We start from the raw sequence: 16,454 nt of genomic DNA on the forward strand, positions 1-16,454 counted from the left end.
GGATCTCGGCGAGGAAGCGCACGGTCGGATCCCAGGCCGAGGGGAACAGCACCCGCTGGATGCCCTTGATGTTCATCGTGATCAGGACGCCAAGGGCCAGACCGCTTAGGGTGCCGACGACGCCGATCAGCGCACCGTTGATGAGGAACACCCGCATGATGGTGCCGGGGGTCGCCCCCATGGTCCGCAGGATGGCGATGTCGCTCGACTTGTCGCGCACCAGCAGGATCAGCCCCGAGATGATGTTCAGGGTGGCCACCACGACGATGAGGCTAAGGATCAGGAACATCACGTTCCGCTCCACCTCCAGGGCGCCGAAGAAGGTCCGGTTGCGCTGACGCCAATCGGTGAGGAGCACGGGGCGCTCGGCGGCCATCTCGAGGTCGGGCCGCATGGCCGCCACGGTCTCGGCATTGTCGAGGTAGATCTCGATCAGGCTGACATCGGCATCCCGGTTGAAGAATGCCTGTGCCTCGGAGAGCGGCATGAACACGAAGGTCGAGTCGAACTCGGTCATGCCGATCTCGAAGATCGCCTTGACGGTGTAGCCCTTGGTGCGCGGCGCGGTGCCGAAGGGGGTCGAGGCGCCCTTCGGGGTGAGCAGGTTGATCTGGTCGCCGGCCTGGACGCCGAGGGATTCGGCGAGCCGCCGGCCGAGGGCGACGCCCGACCCGTCGTCGAAGCCCTCCAGCGTGCCGCCCTTGATGTTGTCCGCGATGGCGCCGATCTTGGTCAGATCCTCGCCCCGGATGCCCCGGACCAGCACGCCGCTGCCCGCCCCGCCGAAGGGCGAGGAGGCGAAGGCCTGCCCCTCGACCAGGGGAATCGCGGCGCGAACCCCGGCAACCTTGGACAGGCGCTCGGACAGGTCGGCGTAATCCGTGAACAGCTTGTCGATCGGCGAGACGAAAACGTGGCCGTTGATGCCCACGATCTTCGACAGGAGCTCGGTGCGAAACCCGTTCATCACCGAGAGCACGATGATCAGCGTGGCCACCCCGAGGGTGATGCCCAGCAGCGAGAAGAACGCCACGACGGAGACGCCGCCGCCCCGCCGGCGCGCCCGCAGATAGCGCCCCGCGATGATCCACTCGAACCCGGCGAAGGGCGGCGTGCTCCCGCGCTTGAACCGGGCGCGGAGTCCCGCAAGCCTATCCGTCAGGGCACCCGCCATGATGCGCCTCAGACCCGCTTCAACCGAGCGAGCAGATCGATCGGCGCGATGGTCTCGCGCTCTCCGCCGGCCCGGCGCTTCAACTCGATCTTGCCCTCGGCGAGGCCGCGCGGCCCGACGATGACCTGCCAGGGCAGGCCGATGAGGTCGGCGGTGGCGAACTTGGCGCCGGGGCGCTCGTCCCGGTCGTCGTACAGCACGCTGAGCCCGGCGGCCTCCAGCGTCGTCTGGATGTCCGCGCAGGCGGCGTCGGTGGCGGCGTCGCCGGTCTTCAGGTTGATCAGCGCGACGTCGAAGGGCGCCACCGCGTCGGGCCAGACGATGCCGGCTTCGTCGTGCGAGGCCTCGATGATCGCCGCCACGAGGCGGCTCGGGCCGATGCCGTAAGATCCCATGTGGACCGGGCGCTCAACGCCGTCGGGGCCGGTGACCTTGGCGCCCATCGGCTCGGAATATTTGGTGCCGAAGTAGAAGATGTGACCGACCTCGATGCCGCGCGCGGCCATCTGCTTGTCGGCCTGCACCTCGGCGAAGGCCGCCGGCTCGTGCATCTCAGAGGTGGCGGCGTAGAGCGACGTCCAGCGGTCGACGGTGCCCTGGAGCCCGGCGACATCCTCGAAATCGGTGGTGACAGGCGGGATCTCGAAGTCGAGGTACTGGCTGTCGCAGTAGACCTCGCTCTCGCCGGTCTGGGCCAGGATGATGAACTCGTGGCTGAGGTCGCCCCCGATCGGTCCGGTATCGGCCCGCATGGGGATCGCCTTGAGGCCGAGGCCCGCGAAGGTCCGCAGGTAGGCCACGAACATCCGGTTGTAGGCGTGGCGGGCGGCGGCTTGGTCGATGTCGAAGGAATAAGCGTCCTTCATCAGGAACTCGCGCGAGCGCATGGTGCCGAAGCGCGGCCGGACCTCGTCACGGAACTTCCAGGAGATCTGGTAGAGGTTCTTGGGCAGGTCCTTGTAGGACCGCACGCTGCCCCGGAAGATCTCGGTAACGACCTCCTCGGCGGTGGGCCCGAACAGCATCTCGCGGTCGTGGCGGTCGGCGATGCGGAGCATCTCCTTGCCGTAGGCCTCGTAGCGTCCGGATTCCCGCCAGAGCTCGGCCGACTGGATGGTCGGCATCAGGATCTCGATGGCGCCCGCCCGGTCCTGCTCCTCGCGAATGACCGCACAGACCTTGTTCAGGACCCGCAGCCCCAAAGGCAGCCACGCGTAGATGCCAGCGGCCTCCTGGCGCACGAGTCCGGCGCGCAGCATGAGGCGGTGGGAGACGATCTCGGCTTCCTTGGGCGTCTCGCGCAAGGTCGGCATGAAATAGAGGGAGAGACGCATGGGAGGCCCTGGAAACAGCGCGCCAGCGGGTCGGCGGCACGCTGGGGCACACAACACATTGCACCGGGAAAAGACAAGCGTGGCTGGACGATACGGGAAGCGGGCGTGGCTTTTGGACATCGTCTCACCGGGGCCCGCGCGAGTCCCTTCCGCCATTCCGGTAGAAAAGCGCAGGAATGTCACACAGGGGAGGTGACAATGAGAATTGTTGTTCCTATAAGCGCCTCCGTGATGGACGCGCCGCCAAGCAGCGGCGCCGCACGGTCCGAGTCTCGGGAGGAATTTCAGCCGCCACGCCGTAAGCAATGCGTGAGACAATCGAGGCTGAGCCAGTTACCATCCTAACAAAGCAAGGCTTAGGCCTTGCTTTTTTTATGCCCGATCGTCGAGCAAGCCTTTTACGGACGCGCGTTCATAGATGTCGACGTCGCCCCGGGATGTTTGCGTCAGAGTCCGGCCAATTCGAACACCTGGATCGCCAGCAGGAAGACCACGCTCGACAGGAGCGTGGTGAGGATCGCCTTCTCGCGCAGGCGTGGCGAGGCCGGCGCGCCCGGGTCTTGTCCCGGCACGATGCGCGCCGGGTCGTCCTCGACTTGATTGCGCAGGGGCAGGATGACGAAGAGCAGCGTCCACCAGACCACGAAATAGAGCGCCATGGCGCCGAACACCGTGAGCTTGAACAGGCTCACGGCCAGCGCGACGACGGCGGCCAGCACCAGGGCGATCACCGCGAGGGTGCGCAGGGTGGTGGCGGCCAGGGCCTGGAGGACGGGACCCATCCGGCTCAGACCTGCTCCAACTCGACAAGGGTGCCGAGAAAGTCCTTCGGATGGAGGAACAGCACGGGCTTGCCATGGGCGCCGATCTTCGGCTCGCCGGTGCCGAGGACGCGGGCGCCCTGGGCCTTGAGCTTGTCGCGGGCCACGATGATGTCGTCGACCTCGTAGCAGACGTGATGAACGCCGCCATTAGGGTTGCGCTCGACGAAGCTCTCGATCGGTGAGCCCTCGCCCAGCGGCGACATCAGCTCGACCTTGCTGTTGGGCAGGTTCACGAACACCACCGTGACCCCGTGCTCGGGCTGCGGCAGCGGCTCGGTGACCGTGGCCCCGAGGGTGTCCCGGTAGATGGCGCAGGCGGCATCGAGATCGCGGACCGCGATGGCGACGTGATTCAGGCGTCCGATCATGGTTTGCTCCCCTTCGAAAAATCCGCTGCGTGTACCCCCCCCTTGGCGGGCAAGGCTGGCCCGTGAAGCGGGTCGGGCCGGAACGAGGTCCCGCACGAGGGGCGTGCCCTGTCCGGACAGATCGCCGCTCTCACCCGCCTGCTGCGCAGGCCCCCTCCCCCGCGACGGGGGAGGGTTGGATCGCTAGACCTCCACCACCTGCACATGGCAAGCGGGCTTCTTGCCCCAGACCTCGTTCACCGCCGAACGGATCGCCCGGTCGACGGCCTTTTCGACTGCCTCCGCGTCCTTGCGCTTGGGCTTCGACAGACCCGAGAGCGTGCGCGAGACGGAATCGACCACGACGTCCAGCATCGGCTGGCCGGTACGGCCGCGATTGGGCAGACCGATGATGTCGATCGCGGGTTCGCCCAGGATCTCGCCCTGAACGTCGATGGCAATGGCCACCGAGACGATGCCGGCCTGCGAGAGCTTGCGGCGCTCGGGGATGGCCCGGTCCTTGGCGTCGATCAGGACATTGCCGTCCTTGAACAGGCGCCCGGCCTTCACGTGGTCGACGATCTCCGGCGTGCCGGGTGCGAGCCGCACCACGCTGCCGTTGCGGGCCTTGACGATGTTCGGAACGCCCTGGGCCCGGGCGAAGCGCGCATGCTCGTCGAGGTGGAGGGCCTCGCCGTGCACGGGGATCGCCGTCTGCGGACGGGTCCAAGCATACATCTCCGCCATCTCGTCGCGCCGGGGATGGCCAGAGACGTGGACGAGCTTGGTGCGGTCGGTGACCACCTCGATGCCGGCATTGATGAGGTCGTTGATGATCGCGCCCACCGCCCGCTCGTTGCCGGGAATGGCCCGCGAGGAGAAGATGACCCGGTCACCCGCCGCCAGGGTGATATCGGGATGGTCGTCGCGTGAGACGCGGGCGAGGGCCGCCCGCTCTTCGCCCTGCGAGCCCGTGAGCAGCGCGACCACCTTGTCGCGGGGCAGATAACCGTAGCTGTCCGACGAGCGGAACTCCGGAAGCCCGTCGAGGAAGCCGCACTCGCGCGCGACACCGATGACCCGGTCCATGGCACGCCCGACCGCGATGACCTCGCGCCCGCAGGCCTGCGCCGCCTCGGCCACGGCGCGCATGCGGGCGACGTTCGAGGCGAAGGTGGTCACCGCGACGCGATGCGGTGCGTCGGCGATCAGGTCCCGCAGGGTAGCGGCGACCTCGGCCTCGCTCGGGGAGCGGCCCTCGCGCACGACGTTGGTCGAATCGCTGATCATCGCCAGGATGCCCTCGTCGCCCAGCGCCCGGAAGGCCGCCTCCGAGGTCACGTCGCCGAGGATCGGGGTCGGGTCGAGCTTCCAGTCGCCGGTGTGCAGCACGAGGCCGTGCGGCGTGCGGATGGCGACGGCGTTCGACTCGGGGATCGAGTGCGAGACCGGAACGTACTCGATCTCGAAGGGCCCGACCTGGACGCGGCGGCCGGCCTGGATCTCCTTGAGGATGACCTTGGGCGCACCCGGCTCGCTGAGGCGGCGGGCCTCCAGCAGGTTCTTGGCGAAGCGCGTCGCGTAGACGGGCGCCTCGAGCTTCGGCCAAAGCTCACCGATCGCGCCGATATGATCCTCGTGCGCGTGGGTGATGAAGATGGCGAGGAGGTCGTCCTTGCGCTCCTCGATGAAGCTGAGATCCGGGAACATCAGGTCGATGCCGGGGAATCCCTCCTCGCCGGCAAAGCCCATTCCGCAATCGACCATGATCCATTTGCGGCGCTTGGCCGGCCCGAAGCCGTAGAGTGCCGCATTCATGCCGATCTCGCCCACGCCGCCAAGCGGCACGAAGACGAGTTCGTCTTGCCCTGTCGTCATTGTCCGTAAAACCTCAAGCCGCCGTCGCGGCCGTTCCCAAATGCACCTCGCCCGCCGTCACGGTCCGTCGCGTTCCATCCTCCGATCGGACCACGAGCCGCCCGGCCTCGTCGATCGTCTCGAAAATTCCGTGTACGAGAGTGTCGCCTGTCCGCACGGAGACCGGCGCGCCGATCCCGGCCGCGTCGGCGATCCAGCGCTCGCGGATCCCTGAGAATCCGCGGCCACCATCCCAAAGTCGCGCGGCGTCGACGATCGTATCCGTCAACTGGACGAACAGATCCTCGGCGCGCGTGTCGTACAGCATCTGCCTGAGGCACGTCGCACGATAAGGCAAGCCCTGTGGCGTCGCAGCGACGTTGACGCCGAAGCCCATCACCACCGCGCGGCCCCCATGGGGCCGGCTCTCCGCCTCCAGCAGGAGCCCCGCGAGCTTGGCATCCGAAGCCAGCACGTCGTTCGGCCATTTCAGGCGGAACGGGCTTTCGCAGGCTGGGCCGGCTGGCGACGCCGAACCGCTGGCGGTCGCTCGCTTCAGCGCCGCGACCAGCGCGACGCCCGCGACGAAACCCAACGTCGGCACTTGCGCCGGATCGACCGCGTCCACCGGCCAGAGCAAACTCGCTGTCAGGTTGCCCGTCTCGGACAGCCAGGCGTTGCCGCGCCGGCCCCGTCCCGCCTCCTGCCGCCGGGCGACGATCCAGAGCGGACCGGTCTCGCCCGCGCGGAAGAGATCCAACGCCTCGGTGTTGGTCGATCCGAGGCGGTCTTGGACGTGGAGGCGGTGGCCCTCCCCTCGGGCCAGGGAACCGAGGCCGTAGCCGTCCAAGGGTCTAGAACAGCGACTTGGCGGCGGCGCCGGCGGCACCCACGAGGGGGGCCGGCACGATCCAGAACAGCACCACCACCACGCTGGCCAGGCCGAGGACGATGCGCGGGCCCGGCGCCATCGGCTCGTAGGCGGCCACCGGCTCGTCGAAGTACATCACCTTGACGATGCGCAGGTAGTAGAACGCCCCGACCACGCTGGTGACGACGCCGATGATCGCCAGGGCCACGAGGCCCGACTGAATAGCAGCGAGGAACACGTAGTACTTGGCGAAGAAGCCGGCCAGGGGCGGGATGCCGGCGAGCGAGAACATCATCGCGGCGAGGCAGAAGGCCAGGACCGGATGGGTGCGCGACAGGCCGGCGAGGTCGTCGACGGTCTCGAACATCTGTCCGCCGCGGCGTAGCGACAGCAGCACCGCGAAGGCGCCGAGCGTCATCGCCAGATAGATGATCATGTAGACCACCACGCCGCTGACACCCGCCTGCGAGCCGGCGGCGAGGCCGACCAGGGCGTAGCCGACATTGCCGATGGAAGAATACGCCATGAGGCGCTTGATCGAGCGCTGACCGATGGCGGCGAAGGAGCCCAGCGCCATGGAGGCAATGGCGACGAAGACGATGATCTGCTGCCAGACCGCGGTCACGTCCGGGAAGGCGCCGATGAAGAGCCGGACCGTCATCGCCATGGCGGCCATCTTGGGCGCCGAGGCGAAGAAGGCGGTCACCGGCGTCGGCGAGCCCTCGTAGACGTCGGGCGTCCACATATGGAAGGGTACGGCGGCGAGCTTGAAGGAAACACCGGCCGCCACGAAGACGATGCCGAGCACGATGCCGAAGCCCGCCGTGCCGTCCAGGGCCGCGACGATGCCGGGGAACGAGACGGTGCCGGTGAAGCCGTAGACCAGGGAGGCGCCGTAAAGCAGCATGCCCGAGGAGAGCGCGCCGAGGACGAAGTACTTCAGCCCGGCTTCTGTCGACTTCAGGTTGTCCCGGTGGAAGGCCGCGATGACGTAGGCGGCGAGCGACTGTAGCTCGAGGCCGAGATAGAGCGAGATGAGGTCGTTGGCCGAGGCCATGACCATCATGCCGATGGTGCAGAGGACCAGCAGGATCGGAAACTCGAACCGGTCGATGCGCTCGCGCTGGAAATAGTCGCGCGAGAGAAGGATCGAGGCCGCCGAGCCGAGCAGGATCAGGGCCTTCATCACCTTCGAGAAGTTGTCGACGATGAAGGAGCCGTTCAGGGTCGTGATCTTGGCGCCCGACTGGGACATCACCGCGAACAGCGCGACCACCAGGAGGATCAGCGCGCCGACGTTGACGCCCTCGGCGGAGCGCTCGCCCCGGAACGCACCGTAGAGGATCAGCACCAGCACGCCGACGCTGAGGATCAGCTCCGGCAGGGCGGGCCCGAGCGCGGGCATGACGATCTGAGCGGCGTTCATCGGGTCAAGCCTTCAGCGCGAGGCCGGCGGCAGGGTGGCCGCGGCGGTCTGCGTGTTCGAGAGCGCGGTCCGCATGCTCTGCATCAACGCTTCCGTCGAGGGCGCGAAGGTGTCGAGCACGGGGGCCGGGTGGACGCCGTAGTAGATCGTCAGGGCGACGAGCGGCGCGATGATGATCTTTTCGCGCAGATCCAGATCGAGGATGCCCTGCAGGTTGGGCTTCTCGAGCTTGCCGTAGACCACGCGGGCGTAGAGCCAGAGGGCGTAGCCAGCCGACAGGATAATGCCGAAGACCGAGAAGAACGCCACCGTCGGGTTGGCCCGGAAGGCGCCCATCATGGCGAGGAACTCACCGACGAAGCCGGAGGTGCCGGGCAGGCCGACATTGGCCATGGTGAACACCATCATGGCCGCCGCATAGAGCGGCATCCGCTTAACCAGGCCGCCATAGGCGGCGATCTCGCGGGTGTGCATCCGGTCGTAGACCACGCCGACGCAGAGGAAGAGCGCGCCCGAGACGATGCCGTGGGAGATCATCAGGAACAGCGCGCCCTGGATGCCCTGCTCGTTCATCGTGAACAGACCCAGCGTCACGAAGCCCATATGCGCCACCGAAGAGTAGGCGATGAGCTTCTTGATGTCGGTCTGCATCAGGGCGATCAGCGAGGTGAAGATGATCGCGACCACCGAGAGGGCGAACACCATCGGGGCGAAGGCGTGGGAGGCATCCGGGAACATCGGCAGCGAGATCCGGATGAAGCCGTAGCCGCCCATCTTGAGCAGGATGCCCGCCAGGATCACCGAGCCGGCGGTGGGTGCCTCCACGTGCGCGTCGGGCAGCCAGGTATGGACCGGCCACATCGGCATCTTCACCGCGAAGGAGGCGAAGAAGGCCAGCCAGAGCCAGGCCTGCATCTCCACGGGGAAGCGCGTGTGCAGCAAGGTCGGGATGTCGGTGGTGCCGGCGTGCCAGTACATCGCCATGATGGCGAGCAGCATCAGCACCGAGCCGAGCAGGGTGTAGAGGAAGAACTTGAAGCTGGCGTAGATGCGCCGCTTGCCGCCCCAGATGCCGATGATGAGGAACATCGGGATCAGGCCGGCTTCGAAGAACAGGTAGAACAGCACCAGGTCGAGGGCGCAGAACACGCCGATCATCGTCGTCTCGAGGACGAGGAAGGCGACGAAGTACTCCTTCACCCGGGTGTTCACCGAGAGCCAAGAGGCGCCGATGCAGAACGGCATCAGGAAGGTGGTCAGCAGGATCAGCGGCATCGAGAAGCCGTCGACTCCGAGCTTGAACCGGGTGGTCTCGCTCAGCCAGGCATGGGTCTCGACGAGCTGGAAGCTCGCCGTGGTCGCGTCGTAGCGGCCCCAGGCCACCAGCGAGAGCAGGAAGGTGGCGAGCGTGGTGATCAGCGCGGCCCAGCGGGCGTTGCGCTTCGAGGCCTCGGTCTCCTCGCCCAGGGTGAGGATGAAGGCCGCGCCGCAGAGCGGAACGATGAGGAGGCCGGAGAGGATTCCGAGGCCGAACATCAGCGGGGGCTCCGGTTCGTGACAGCGGCCATCAATGGGCGACCTTGGGCAGGCCGGTCAGCATGTACCAGCTAATGAGGGCGGCGACGCCGACGAGCATGACGAAGGCGTAGTGATAGACGTAGCCGGTCTGGAAGCGGACCACGCCGCGGGTGACGTCGAGGACCCGGGTTGCGATGCCGTCCGGCCCCATGCCGTCGATGACCCGGCCGTCGGCCTCCTTCCAGAGGAACTTGCCGAAATCCTTGGCCGGGCGGACGAAGATCCGGTCGTAGAGTTCGTCGAAGTACCACTTGTTGAGGAGGAAGCGGTACAGGCTCGGCTGCTGCGCGGCGAGCTGGCCCGGCAGCTCGGGCCGGCGGATGTACATCCAGTAGGCCAGCACGAAGCCGATCAGCATCATGATGAAGGGCGCGTAGGCCACCAGCGCCGGCACCGAGTGGATGTCGTGCATGATGTGGTTGTCGGGACCGTGGCCGAGGGAATGCCCCCAGAACTTGTCCATGCCTTCGCCGATGAAGCGGTTCTTGAAGATCAGGCCGGCGAAGAGCGCGCCGAAGGCCAGGATGCCGAGCGGGATCGTCATGACGAGCGGGCTCTCATGCGGGGTGTGCGCATGGTCGTGATGCTCGATGGCGCTGTGCGAGGCCGGCTCGACGTCGTGGCCGTGATTGTCGTGGGCGACGCCTTCGTGATGGCCCGGGGCGCCATCGGCCTGCGCCGATCCGCCCGCATGTGCCACCGCGTGATTATCGTCGTGGTGATGTGCCCCGTGACCGGCCCAGCGGGCGGGTCCCTCGAAGGTCATGAAGAACAGGCGCCAGGAATAGAACGAGGTCATCAGCGCGGCGACCACGGTGCACAGGAAGGCCAGCGTGTGCCCGGGCCGGGTCGAGGCGTAGGCCGCCTCGATGATCGCGTCCTTGGAATAGTATCCGGCCGTGAAGGGAAAGCCGATCAGCGCCAGGGTGCCGATGGTCATCATCGCCGAGGTGAAGGGGATGAAGCGGCGGAGATTCCCCATGTTCCGCATGTCCTGCTCGTGGTGCATCGCGTGGATGACCGAGCCGGCCCCGAGGAACAGCAGCGCCTTGAAGAAGGCGTGGGTGAAGAGGTGGAACACGGCGGCCGAGTAGGCGCCGACGCCGAGGGCCACGAACATGTAGCCGAGCTGCGAGCAGGTCGAGTAGGCGATCACGCGTTTGATGTCGTTCTGCACCAGACCGATCGTGGCCGCAAAGAACGCCGTGATGCCGCCGATGACCGTGACCACGATCAGCGCGTTCGGAGCGAGTTCGAAGAGGGGCGACAGGCGCGCCACCATGAACACGCCGGCCGTTACCATGGTGGCGGCATGGATGAGCGCGGAGACCGGGGTCGGCCCCTCCATGGCGTCGGGCAGCCAGGTGTGCAGCAGGAACTGGGCCGACTTGCCCATGGCGCCCATGAACAGGAGCAGGCAGGCGAGCGTCCACGCGCTCCAATCGTAGCCGAGGAAGTGGAAGGTCGCGTCCTTGATCTCGGGCGCGCGGGCGAAGATGCCGTCGAAGGCGATCGAGCCCGTGAGCACGAAGACCAGGAAGATGCCCAGCGAGAAGCCGAAATCGCCGACGCGGTTGACGATGAAGGCCTTCATGGCGGCCGCATTCGCCGAGGGCTTCTCGTACCAGAACCCGATCAGCAGGTAGGAGGCGAGGCCGACGCCCTCCCAGCCGAAGAACATCTGCACGAGGTTGTCGGCCGTGACCAGCATCAGCATGGCGAAGGTGAACAGCGACAGGTAGGCGAAGAAGCGCGGCCGGTGCGGATCCTCCTCCATGTAGCCGATGGAGTAGAGGTGCACGAGGGTCGAGACCGATGTCACGACCACCAGCATGATCACCGTCAGGGTGTCGATGCGGAAGGCCCAGTCGACCACGAGGTCGCCGGCGGTGAACCAGGTCGCGACCTGCACGCGGGTGGCGTGCTCGGTGCCGGGCACCTCGAGGAAGGCGCCCCAGGACAGCAGCGCCGAGAAGGCGAGCAGGCCGGTGGTGATGCCCTCGCTGAGCTTCGGACCGAGCTGGCGGCCGAACAGGCCGGCGAGGAGCGCACCGACGAGCGGGAGGAAGACGATCGCGTGATACATCGCTGGCTTGTCCGGCCTCCTGGGACGCGCCCGGACCCCGCGCAGGGCGCGGGAGCCGGGGCAGCGCCCGGTGGGGTTCGTGTCACCGCCGCGGCGGCGCGAAGGCCGCGCCGCCGGGCGTCGAATCGGGGTCCGTCTCGGTCCCGCTCAGCCCTTCATCATGCTGACGTCCTCGACCGCGATGGAGCCGCGGTTTCGGAAGAACACGACGAGGATGGCGAGGCCGATGGCCGCCTCCGCCGCCGCGACCGTCAGCACGAACAGGGCGAAGACCTGTCCGGTGATGTCGTTGAGGTGGGTGGAGAAGGCGACGAGGTTGATGTTCACCGCGAGCAGGATCAGCTCGATGGACATCAGGATGACGATGACGTTCTTGCGGTTCACGAAGATGCCGAGCACCCCCAGGGTGAACAGGATCGCGGCGACCGTCAGGTAGTGGCTCAGGCCGATCATCGGATGTGGCTCCCGGTCTCTGCCGTTCGAGTTCCGCCTGTCATCAGACTTCCACGCCCTGGCGGGACGGCACCTTGCGGGTCTCCACCGCCATGGTCTGCGTGCGCGCGTTCTGGACAGCGATGTTCTGGCGCTTGACACCCGGCCGGTCACGCAGGGTCAGCACGATGGCGCCGATCATCGCCACCAGCAGGATCAAGCCGGCGAGCTGAAAGAAGAAGACGTAGTCCGTGTAGAGCACCCGGCCCAGCGCCTGGGTGTTGGTGACGGACTCGGCATTGGCGACCGGCCCGAGCGGCGCCTGAACGAGGCCCGGATCGATGGTCCAGGAGCCGACCACGAGCAGCAGCTCGATCAGGAACACCGCCCCGATCAGCGCGCCGATGGGCAGGTATTGCTGGAAGCCCTGGCGCAGCTGGGCAAAATCCACGTCGAGCATCATCACGACGAACAGGAACAGCACCGCGACCGCGCCCACGTAGACGACCACGAGGATCATCGCCAGGAACTCGGCGCCCATCATCACGAACAGGCCGGCGGCGTTCACGAAGGCCAGGATTAGGAAGAGCACCGAGGCCACGGGATTGCGCGAGGCGATCACCATGAAGCCCGAGGCGATGGTCACACCTGCGAACAGGTAGAAGAAGGCAGCGGCTGCGCTCATGCGGTTCTTGAGATCAGCCGTCCCGAGGACGGCCCCTTCTGCCGAAATTGTGCCACGGCCCACCGGCCGCCCGTCTATAGAACCCGCTCCTGCGGCGCACAACCGCCTCGGAGGGCCCGGGCCGGCTCCGTGGGCACGGAACCGGTCCTCTGTCTCATTCCGCGGTCCGCGGACGGCACCCGCTCAACGGTAGGGCGCGTCCACGGCGAGGTTGCGCGCGATCTCGCGCTCCCAGCGGTCGCCGTTCAGGAGGAGCTTTTCCTTGTCGTAGAGGAGTTCCTCGCGGGTCTCGACCGAGAACTCGAAGTTCGGCCCCTCGACGATCGCGTCCACCGGGCAGGCCTCCTGGCACATGCCACAATAGATGCACTTGACCATGTCGAGGTCGTAACGGGTCGTGCGGCGGGTGCCGTCGTTGCGGCGCGGGCCGGCCTCGATGGTGATGGCCTGGGCGGGGCAGATGGCCTCGCACAGCTTGCAGGCGATGCAGCGCTCCTCACCGTTGGGATAGCGGCGGAGCGCATGCTCCCCCCGGAAGCGCGGGCCGCGATGGCCCATCTCGAAGGGGTAGTTGATCGTGGCCTTCGGCTTGAAGAAGTACTTCATCGCCAGGACGAACCCGGACGCGAACTCCTTCAGCAGCAGACCCTTAGCGACCTGATCGAGCTTCATGGCCCGGATCTCCGTGAGGGGTTGTCAGGCGCCCGGCGCGAGGCCGGTGAGCTTGAGGACGAAGGCGACGACGACGACCGAGACGAGCGAGAGCGGCAGGAACACCTTCCAGCCGAGGCGCATGAGCTGGTCGTAGCGGTAGCGCGGCACCATGGCCTTCACCATGGCGATCATGAAGAAGAGGAAGCTGGCCTTGAGGGCGAACCAGATCAGGCCCGGCACCCAGGTGAAGGGCGCGAACGGGATCGGCGAGAGCCAGCCGCCGAGGAAGAGCACCGTGCCCAGCGCGCACATGGTCATGATGGCCACGTACTCGCCCAGCATGAACAACAGGTACGGCGTCGAGGAATACTCGACCATGTAGCCGGCGACCAACTCCGATTCGGCCTCCGGCAGATCGAAGGGCGGGCGGTTCGTCTCGGCCAGCGCCGAGATGAAGAACACCACAAACATCGGGAACAGCCAGAGCCAGTACCAGCCGAGGATTCCGAGGCTGGTGTCCTGCGCCATCACGATGCGCGAGAGGTTCAGGGAGCCAGCGCAGAGAAGGACGCAGATGATGACGAAGCCGAGGGAGACTTCGTAGGAGATCATCTGCGCGGCCGAGCGCAGCGCACCCAGGAAGGCGTATTTCGAGTTCGAGGCCCAGCCGCCCATGAGGACGCCGTACACGCCGAGCGACGAGATCGCGAAGATGTAGGTGATGCCGACGTTCAGGTCGGCGATGGCCCAGCCCTCGGCGAGCGGGATCACCGCCCAGGCGGCGAGCGCCAGCGTGGCGAAGACCAGGGGTGCCAGCAAGAACAGCGCCTTGTTGGCGCCCGCCGGAATGATCGGCTCCTTCAGGACGAACTTCAGGAGATCGGCGAAGGACTGGAACAGGCCCCAGGGCCCGACCACGTTGGGGCCGCGCCGGAGCTGCACCGCTGCCCAGATCTTACGGTCTGCGAGCAGCGCGTAGGCGATGAAGACCAGCAGCAGCGCCAGGAGCACGAAGCTTTTCAGCGCCAGCAGCAGGACGGTGCCGAGGATTTCCCAGAAGGTCATCGCAGGAGATCCTTATTCGGCCGCTTCGAGGCCGCGCACCCGGGCGAGGCTCGAACACTCGGCGAGCACGCGCGAGGCGCGGGCGATCGCGTTGCTGAGGTAGAAGTCCGGGACCGCCGCGACGAAGGCGGTGCGGGTCGGCTCACCGCCGAGACCCGACAGGGTCTCCACGGTCGCGACCGCATCGCTCGGGGCGATGGTATCCAGGGCGGCGAAGTGCGGATGCTCGGCGTAGAGCGCCCGGCGTAGGGCGCTCAGCGAATCGAACGGCAGGCGCTTGCCAAGCACATCGGATAGGGCGCGCAGGATCGCCCAATCCTCGCGGGCGTCGCCCGGCGGGAAGCCGGCGCGGTTGGTGGTCTGCACCCGACCCTCGAGGTTGACGTAGGTGGCGCTCTTCTCGGTGTAGGCCGCCCCCGGCAGAATGACGTCGGCGCGGGTGGCGCCGCGATCCCCGTGCGTGCCCTGGTAGACCACGAAGGCGCCCGGCCCGATCTCGACCTCGTCGGCGCCGAGGTTGAACACCACGTCGAGGGCGCCCGCCGCCGCGATGCCGGCGAAGTCGTGGCCGCCCTCCCGCGGCACGAAGCCGAGATCGAGGGCACCGACGCGGGCGGCCGCTGTCTGGAGTACGCCGAAGCCACTCCACTCGGGCGTAACGGCGCCGATGTCCCGAGCGAGCTTCGCCGCAGCCGCGAGGATCGCGGCGCCGTCGGGCCGGGCGAGCGCACCGGTGCCGACGATGATCAGGGGCCGGTTCGCGGCCTTCAGCGCTTCGGCGAAGCTGTGCTGGCCGGAGGCGAGATCGGCCAGTGTCTCGGGGCCAGCACCGAGATAGACGTGGGGATAGGTCAGGTCGGCGGGCTCGCCGATCAGACCGACGGCGAGCGGGCCCATCCTCCAGCGCTTACGGATGCGCACGTTGAGAAGCGAAGCCTCCAGGCGCGGATTGGTGCCGACCAGCAGGATTGCGTCCGCCTCCTCGATCCCGGCGATGCCAGTGCCGAGGGTGTAGGCGGCCCGGCCCCAGGCCGGATCGATGGCCTCACCGGCCTGGCGGCAATCGAGGCTCGTCACGCCGAGGGAGGTCATGAGCGCCTTGAGGGCGTAGATCTCCTCGACTCCCGCAAGGTCGCCGACCACCGCGCCGATGCGCTTCGGGTCGGTGCCCTTCACCTTGGCGGCAATTGCCGAGAATGCCTCACCCCATGAGGCGGGGCGCAGTCGGCCGTTCTCGCGCAGATACGGCCGGTCGAGGCGCTGGGTGCGCAGGCCGTCCACGGCGTGGCGGGTCTTGTCGGAGATCCACTCCTCGTTGATCCCCTCGTGCACGCGCGGCTCGATCTGCATGACCTCGCGACCGCGGGCATCGACCCGGATGGCGCAGCCGACCGCATCCATCACGTCGACGGACTCGGTCTTCGACAGCTCCCAGGGCCGGACCTCGTAGCTCTGCGGCTTGTGGACGAGGGCGCCCACGGGGCAGAGGTCGGCAACGTTGCCCTGCAACTCCGAACCCATGGCCGATTCGAGGTAGCTCGTGATCTCCATGTCCTCGCCGCGCCCGATGGCGCCGAGGTCCGGCACGCCTGCAACTTCCGCCAAGAAGCGGACGCAGCGGGTGCAGTGAATGCAGCGGTTCATGGCGGTCCGCACCAGCGGGCCGATATACTTCTCTTCCACCGCGCGCTTGTTCTCGCCGTAGCGGGTCGAGTCGACACCGTAGGCCATCGCCTGATCTTGCAGATCGCAATGGCCGCCCTGATCGCAGATCGGGCAATCGAGGGGGTGGTTGATGAGGAGAAACTCCATCACCCCCTCGCGGGCCTTCTTCGTGGTTCCCGAGCGCGTTAGCACCTCCGGCGGCTCGCCGTTGGGCCCGGGCCGGCAATCCTTGACCGCGTAGGCGCAGGAGGCCACGGGCTTCGGGGCGCCTTTCAACTCAACCAGACACATCCGGCAGTTGCCAGCGATGGACAGCCGCTCGTGGAAGCAGAAGCGCGGGATCTCCGCGCCTGCCGCCTCGCAGGCCTGGAGCAGCGTGTACTCCGCCGGAACATCGACCTCGGTGCCGTCGACGACGATCTTGGTCATGCGTGGGTCTCAGGTTCGAATTCGGGT

14 protein-coding genes are annotated in these 16,454 nt (G+C 67.2%); all 14 read right to left on the minus strand.

Features of this window, described 5'->3' with window-relative positions; translation table 11 throughout:
• The coding region (locus MFF30_RS17385) for a lipoprotein-releasing ABC transporter permease subunit (RefSeq protein ID WP_238280735.1) at positions 1–1,174 on the minus strand (1,174 nt) is incomplete at its 3' end.
• A gap of 8 nt (positions 1,175–1,182) precedes the next feature.
• Entirely contained in the window at positions 1,183–2,508 is a 1,326-nt protein-coding gene (proS, locus tag MFF30_RS17390) for a proline--tRNA ligase (RefSeq protein ID WP_238280736.1), read from the minus strand.
• Positions 2,509–2,954: 446 nt separating this feature from the next.
• Entirely contained in the window at positions 2,955–3,290 is a 336-nt protein-coding gene (locus MFF30_RS17395; RefSeq protein ID WP_238280737.1) for a DUF1467 family protein, read from the minus strand.
• A gap of 5 nt (positions 3,291–3,295) precedes the next feature.
• Positions 3,296–3,700 (minus strand): methylmalonyl-CoA epimerase, encoded by a 405-nt coding sequence (gene mce, locus MFF30_RS17400; protein ID WP_238280738.1) that lies wholly within the window; start codon positions 3,698–3,700, stop codon positions 3,296–3,298.
• A gap of 183 nt (positions 3,701–3,883) precedes the next feature.
• Complete coding sequence (locus MFF30_RS17405; RefSeq protein WP_238280739.1) at positions 3,884–5,557, minus strand: ribonuclease J; 1,674 nt, start codon at positions 5,555–5,557, stop codon at positions 3,884–3,886.
• 13 nt (positions 5,558–5,570) lie between these two features.
• A complete protein-coding gene (locus MFF30_RS17410; RefSeq protein WP_238280766.1) occupies positions 5,571–6,386 on the minus strand; it encodes a biotin--[acetyl-CoA-carboxylase] ligase in 816 nt (271 codons plus the stop codon).
• Positions 6,387–6,390: 4 nt separating this feature from the next.
• Positions 6,391–7,833: an NADH-quinone oxidoreductase subunit NuoN gene (nuoN, locus tag MFF30_RS17415; protein ID WP_238280740.1), complete on the minus strand. Its 1,443-nt coding sequence runs from the start codon at positions 7,831–7,833 to the stop codon at positions 6,391–6,393.
• Positions 7,834–7,845: 12 nt separating this feature from the next.
• Positions 7,846–9,369: an NADH-quinone oxidoreductase subunit M gene (locus MFF30_RS17420; protein ID WP_238280741.1), complete on the minus strand. Its 1,524-nt coding sequence runs from the start codon at positions 9,367–9,369 to the stop codon at positions 7,846–7,848.
• A gap of 31 nt (positions 9,370–9,400) precedes the next feature.
• A complete protein-coding gene (gene nuoL, locus MFF30_RS17425) occupies positions 9,401–11,497 on the minus strand; it encodes an NADH-quinone oxidoreductase subunit L (protein WP_238280742.1) in 2,097 nt (698 codons plus the stop codon).
• Between the two features lie 147 nt (positions 11,498–11,644).
• Complete coding sequence (gene nuoK, locus MFF30_RS17430; RefSeq protein WP_238280743.1) at positions 11,645–11,950, minus strand: NADH-quinone oxidoreductase subunit NuoK; 306 nt, start codon at positions 11,948–11,950, stop codon at positions 11,645–11,647.
• Positions 11,951–11,993: 43 nt separating this feature from the next.
• Complete coding sequence (locus MFF30_RS17435; protein ID WP_238280744.1) at positions 11,994–12,614, minus strand: NADH-quinone oxidoreductase subunit J; 621 nt, start codon at positions 12,612–12,614, stop codon at positions 11,994–11,996.
• Positions 12,615–12,797: 183 nt separating this feature from the next.
• Positions 12,798–13,286, minus strand: coding sequence for an NADH-quinone oxidoreductase subunit NuoI (gene nuoI / locus MFF30_RS17440; protein WP_055947361.1), 489 nt, complete (start codon positions 13,284–13,286; stop codon positions 12,798–12,800).
• A 24-nt stretch (positions 13,287–13,310) separates the two neighbouring features.
• Entirely contained in the window at positions 13,311–14,333 is a 1,023-nt protein-coding gene (gene nuoH / locus MFF30_RS17445; protein ID WP_238280745.1) for an NADH-quinone oxidoreductase subunit NuoH, read from the minus strand.
• A 12-nt stretch (positions 14,334–14,345) separates the two neighbouring features.
• On the minus strand, positions 14,346–16,427 hold the full coding sequence (gene nuoG / locus MFF30_RS17450; RefSeq protein ID WP_238280746.1) for an NADH-quinone oxidoreductase subunit NuoG: 2,082 nt from the start codon (positions 16,425–16,427) through the stop codon (positions 14,346–14,348).
• Between the last annotated feature and the right edge of the window lie 27 nt (positions 16,428–16,454).

Source organism: Methylobacterium goesingense (genome assembly GCF_022179225.1).
GTDB lineage: Bacteria > Pseudomonadota > Alphaproteobacteria > Rhizobiales > Beijerinckiaceae > Methylobacterium > Methylobacterium goesingense.

Bases quoted from the DNA above. Each gene is read 5' to 3' on its own strand.
- nuoI (WP_055947361.1), bottom strand. From the start codon at position 13,286: ATGAAGCTCGATCAGGTCGCTAAGGGTCTGCTGCTGAAGGAGTTCGCG.
- MFF30_RS17435 (WP_238280744.1), bottom strand. From the start codon at position 12,614: ATGAGCGCAGCCGCTGCCTTCTTCTACCTGTTCGCAGGTGTGACCATC.
- MFF30_RS17420 (WP_238280741.1), bottom strand. From the start codon at position 9,369: ATGTTCGGCCTCGGAATCCTCTCCGGCCTCCTCATCGTTCCGCTCTGC.
- nuoK (WP_238280743.1), bottom strand. From the start codon at position 11,950: ATGATCGGCCTGAGCCACTACCTGACGGTCGCCGCGATCCTGTTCACC.
- nuoL (WP_238280742.1), bottom strand. From the start codon at position 11,497: ATGTATCACGCGATCGTCTTCCTCCCGCTCGTCGGTGCGCTCCTCGCC.
- nuoN (WP_238280740.1), bottom strand. From the start codon at position 7,833: ATGAACGCCGCTCAGATCGTCATGCCCGCGCTCGGGCCCGCCCTGCCG.
- MFF30_RS17395 (WP_238280737.1), bottom strand. From the start codon at position 3,290: ATGGGTCCCGTCCTCCAGGCCCTGGCCGCCACCACCCTGCGCACCCTC.
- mce (WP_238280738.1), bottom strand. From the start codon at position 3,700: ATGATCGGACGCCTGAATCACGTCGCCATCGCGGTCCGCGATCTCGAT.
- nuoH (WP_238280745.1), bottom strand. From the start codon at position 14,333: ATGACCTTCTGGGAAATCCTCGGCACCGTCCTGCTGCTGGCGCTGAAA.
- MFF30_RS17405 (WP_238280739.1), bottom strand. From the start codon at position 5,557: ATGACGACAGGGCAAGACGAACTCGTCTTCGTGCCGCTTGGCGGCGTG.
- proS (WP_238280736.1), bottom strand. From the start codon at position 2,508: ATGCGTCTCTCCCTCTATTTCATGCCGACCTTGCGCGAGACGCCCAAG.
- nuoG (WP_238280746.1), bottom strand. From the start codon at position 16,427: ATGACCAAGATCGTCGTCGACGGCACCGAGGTCGATGTTCCGGCGGAG.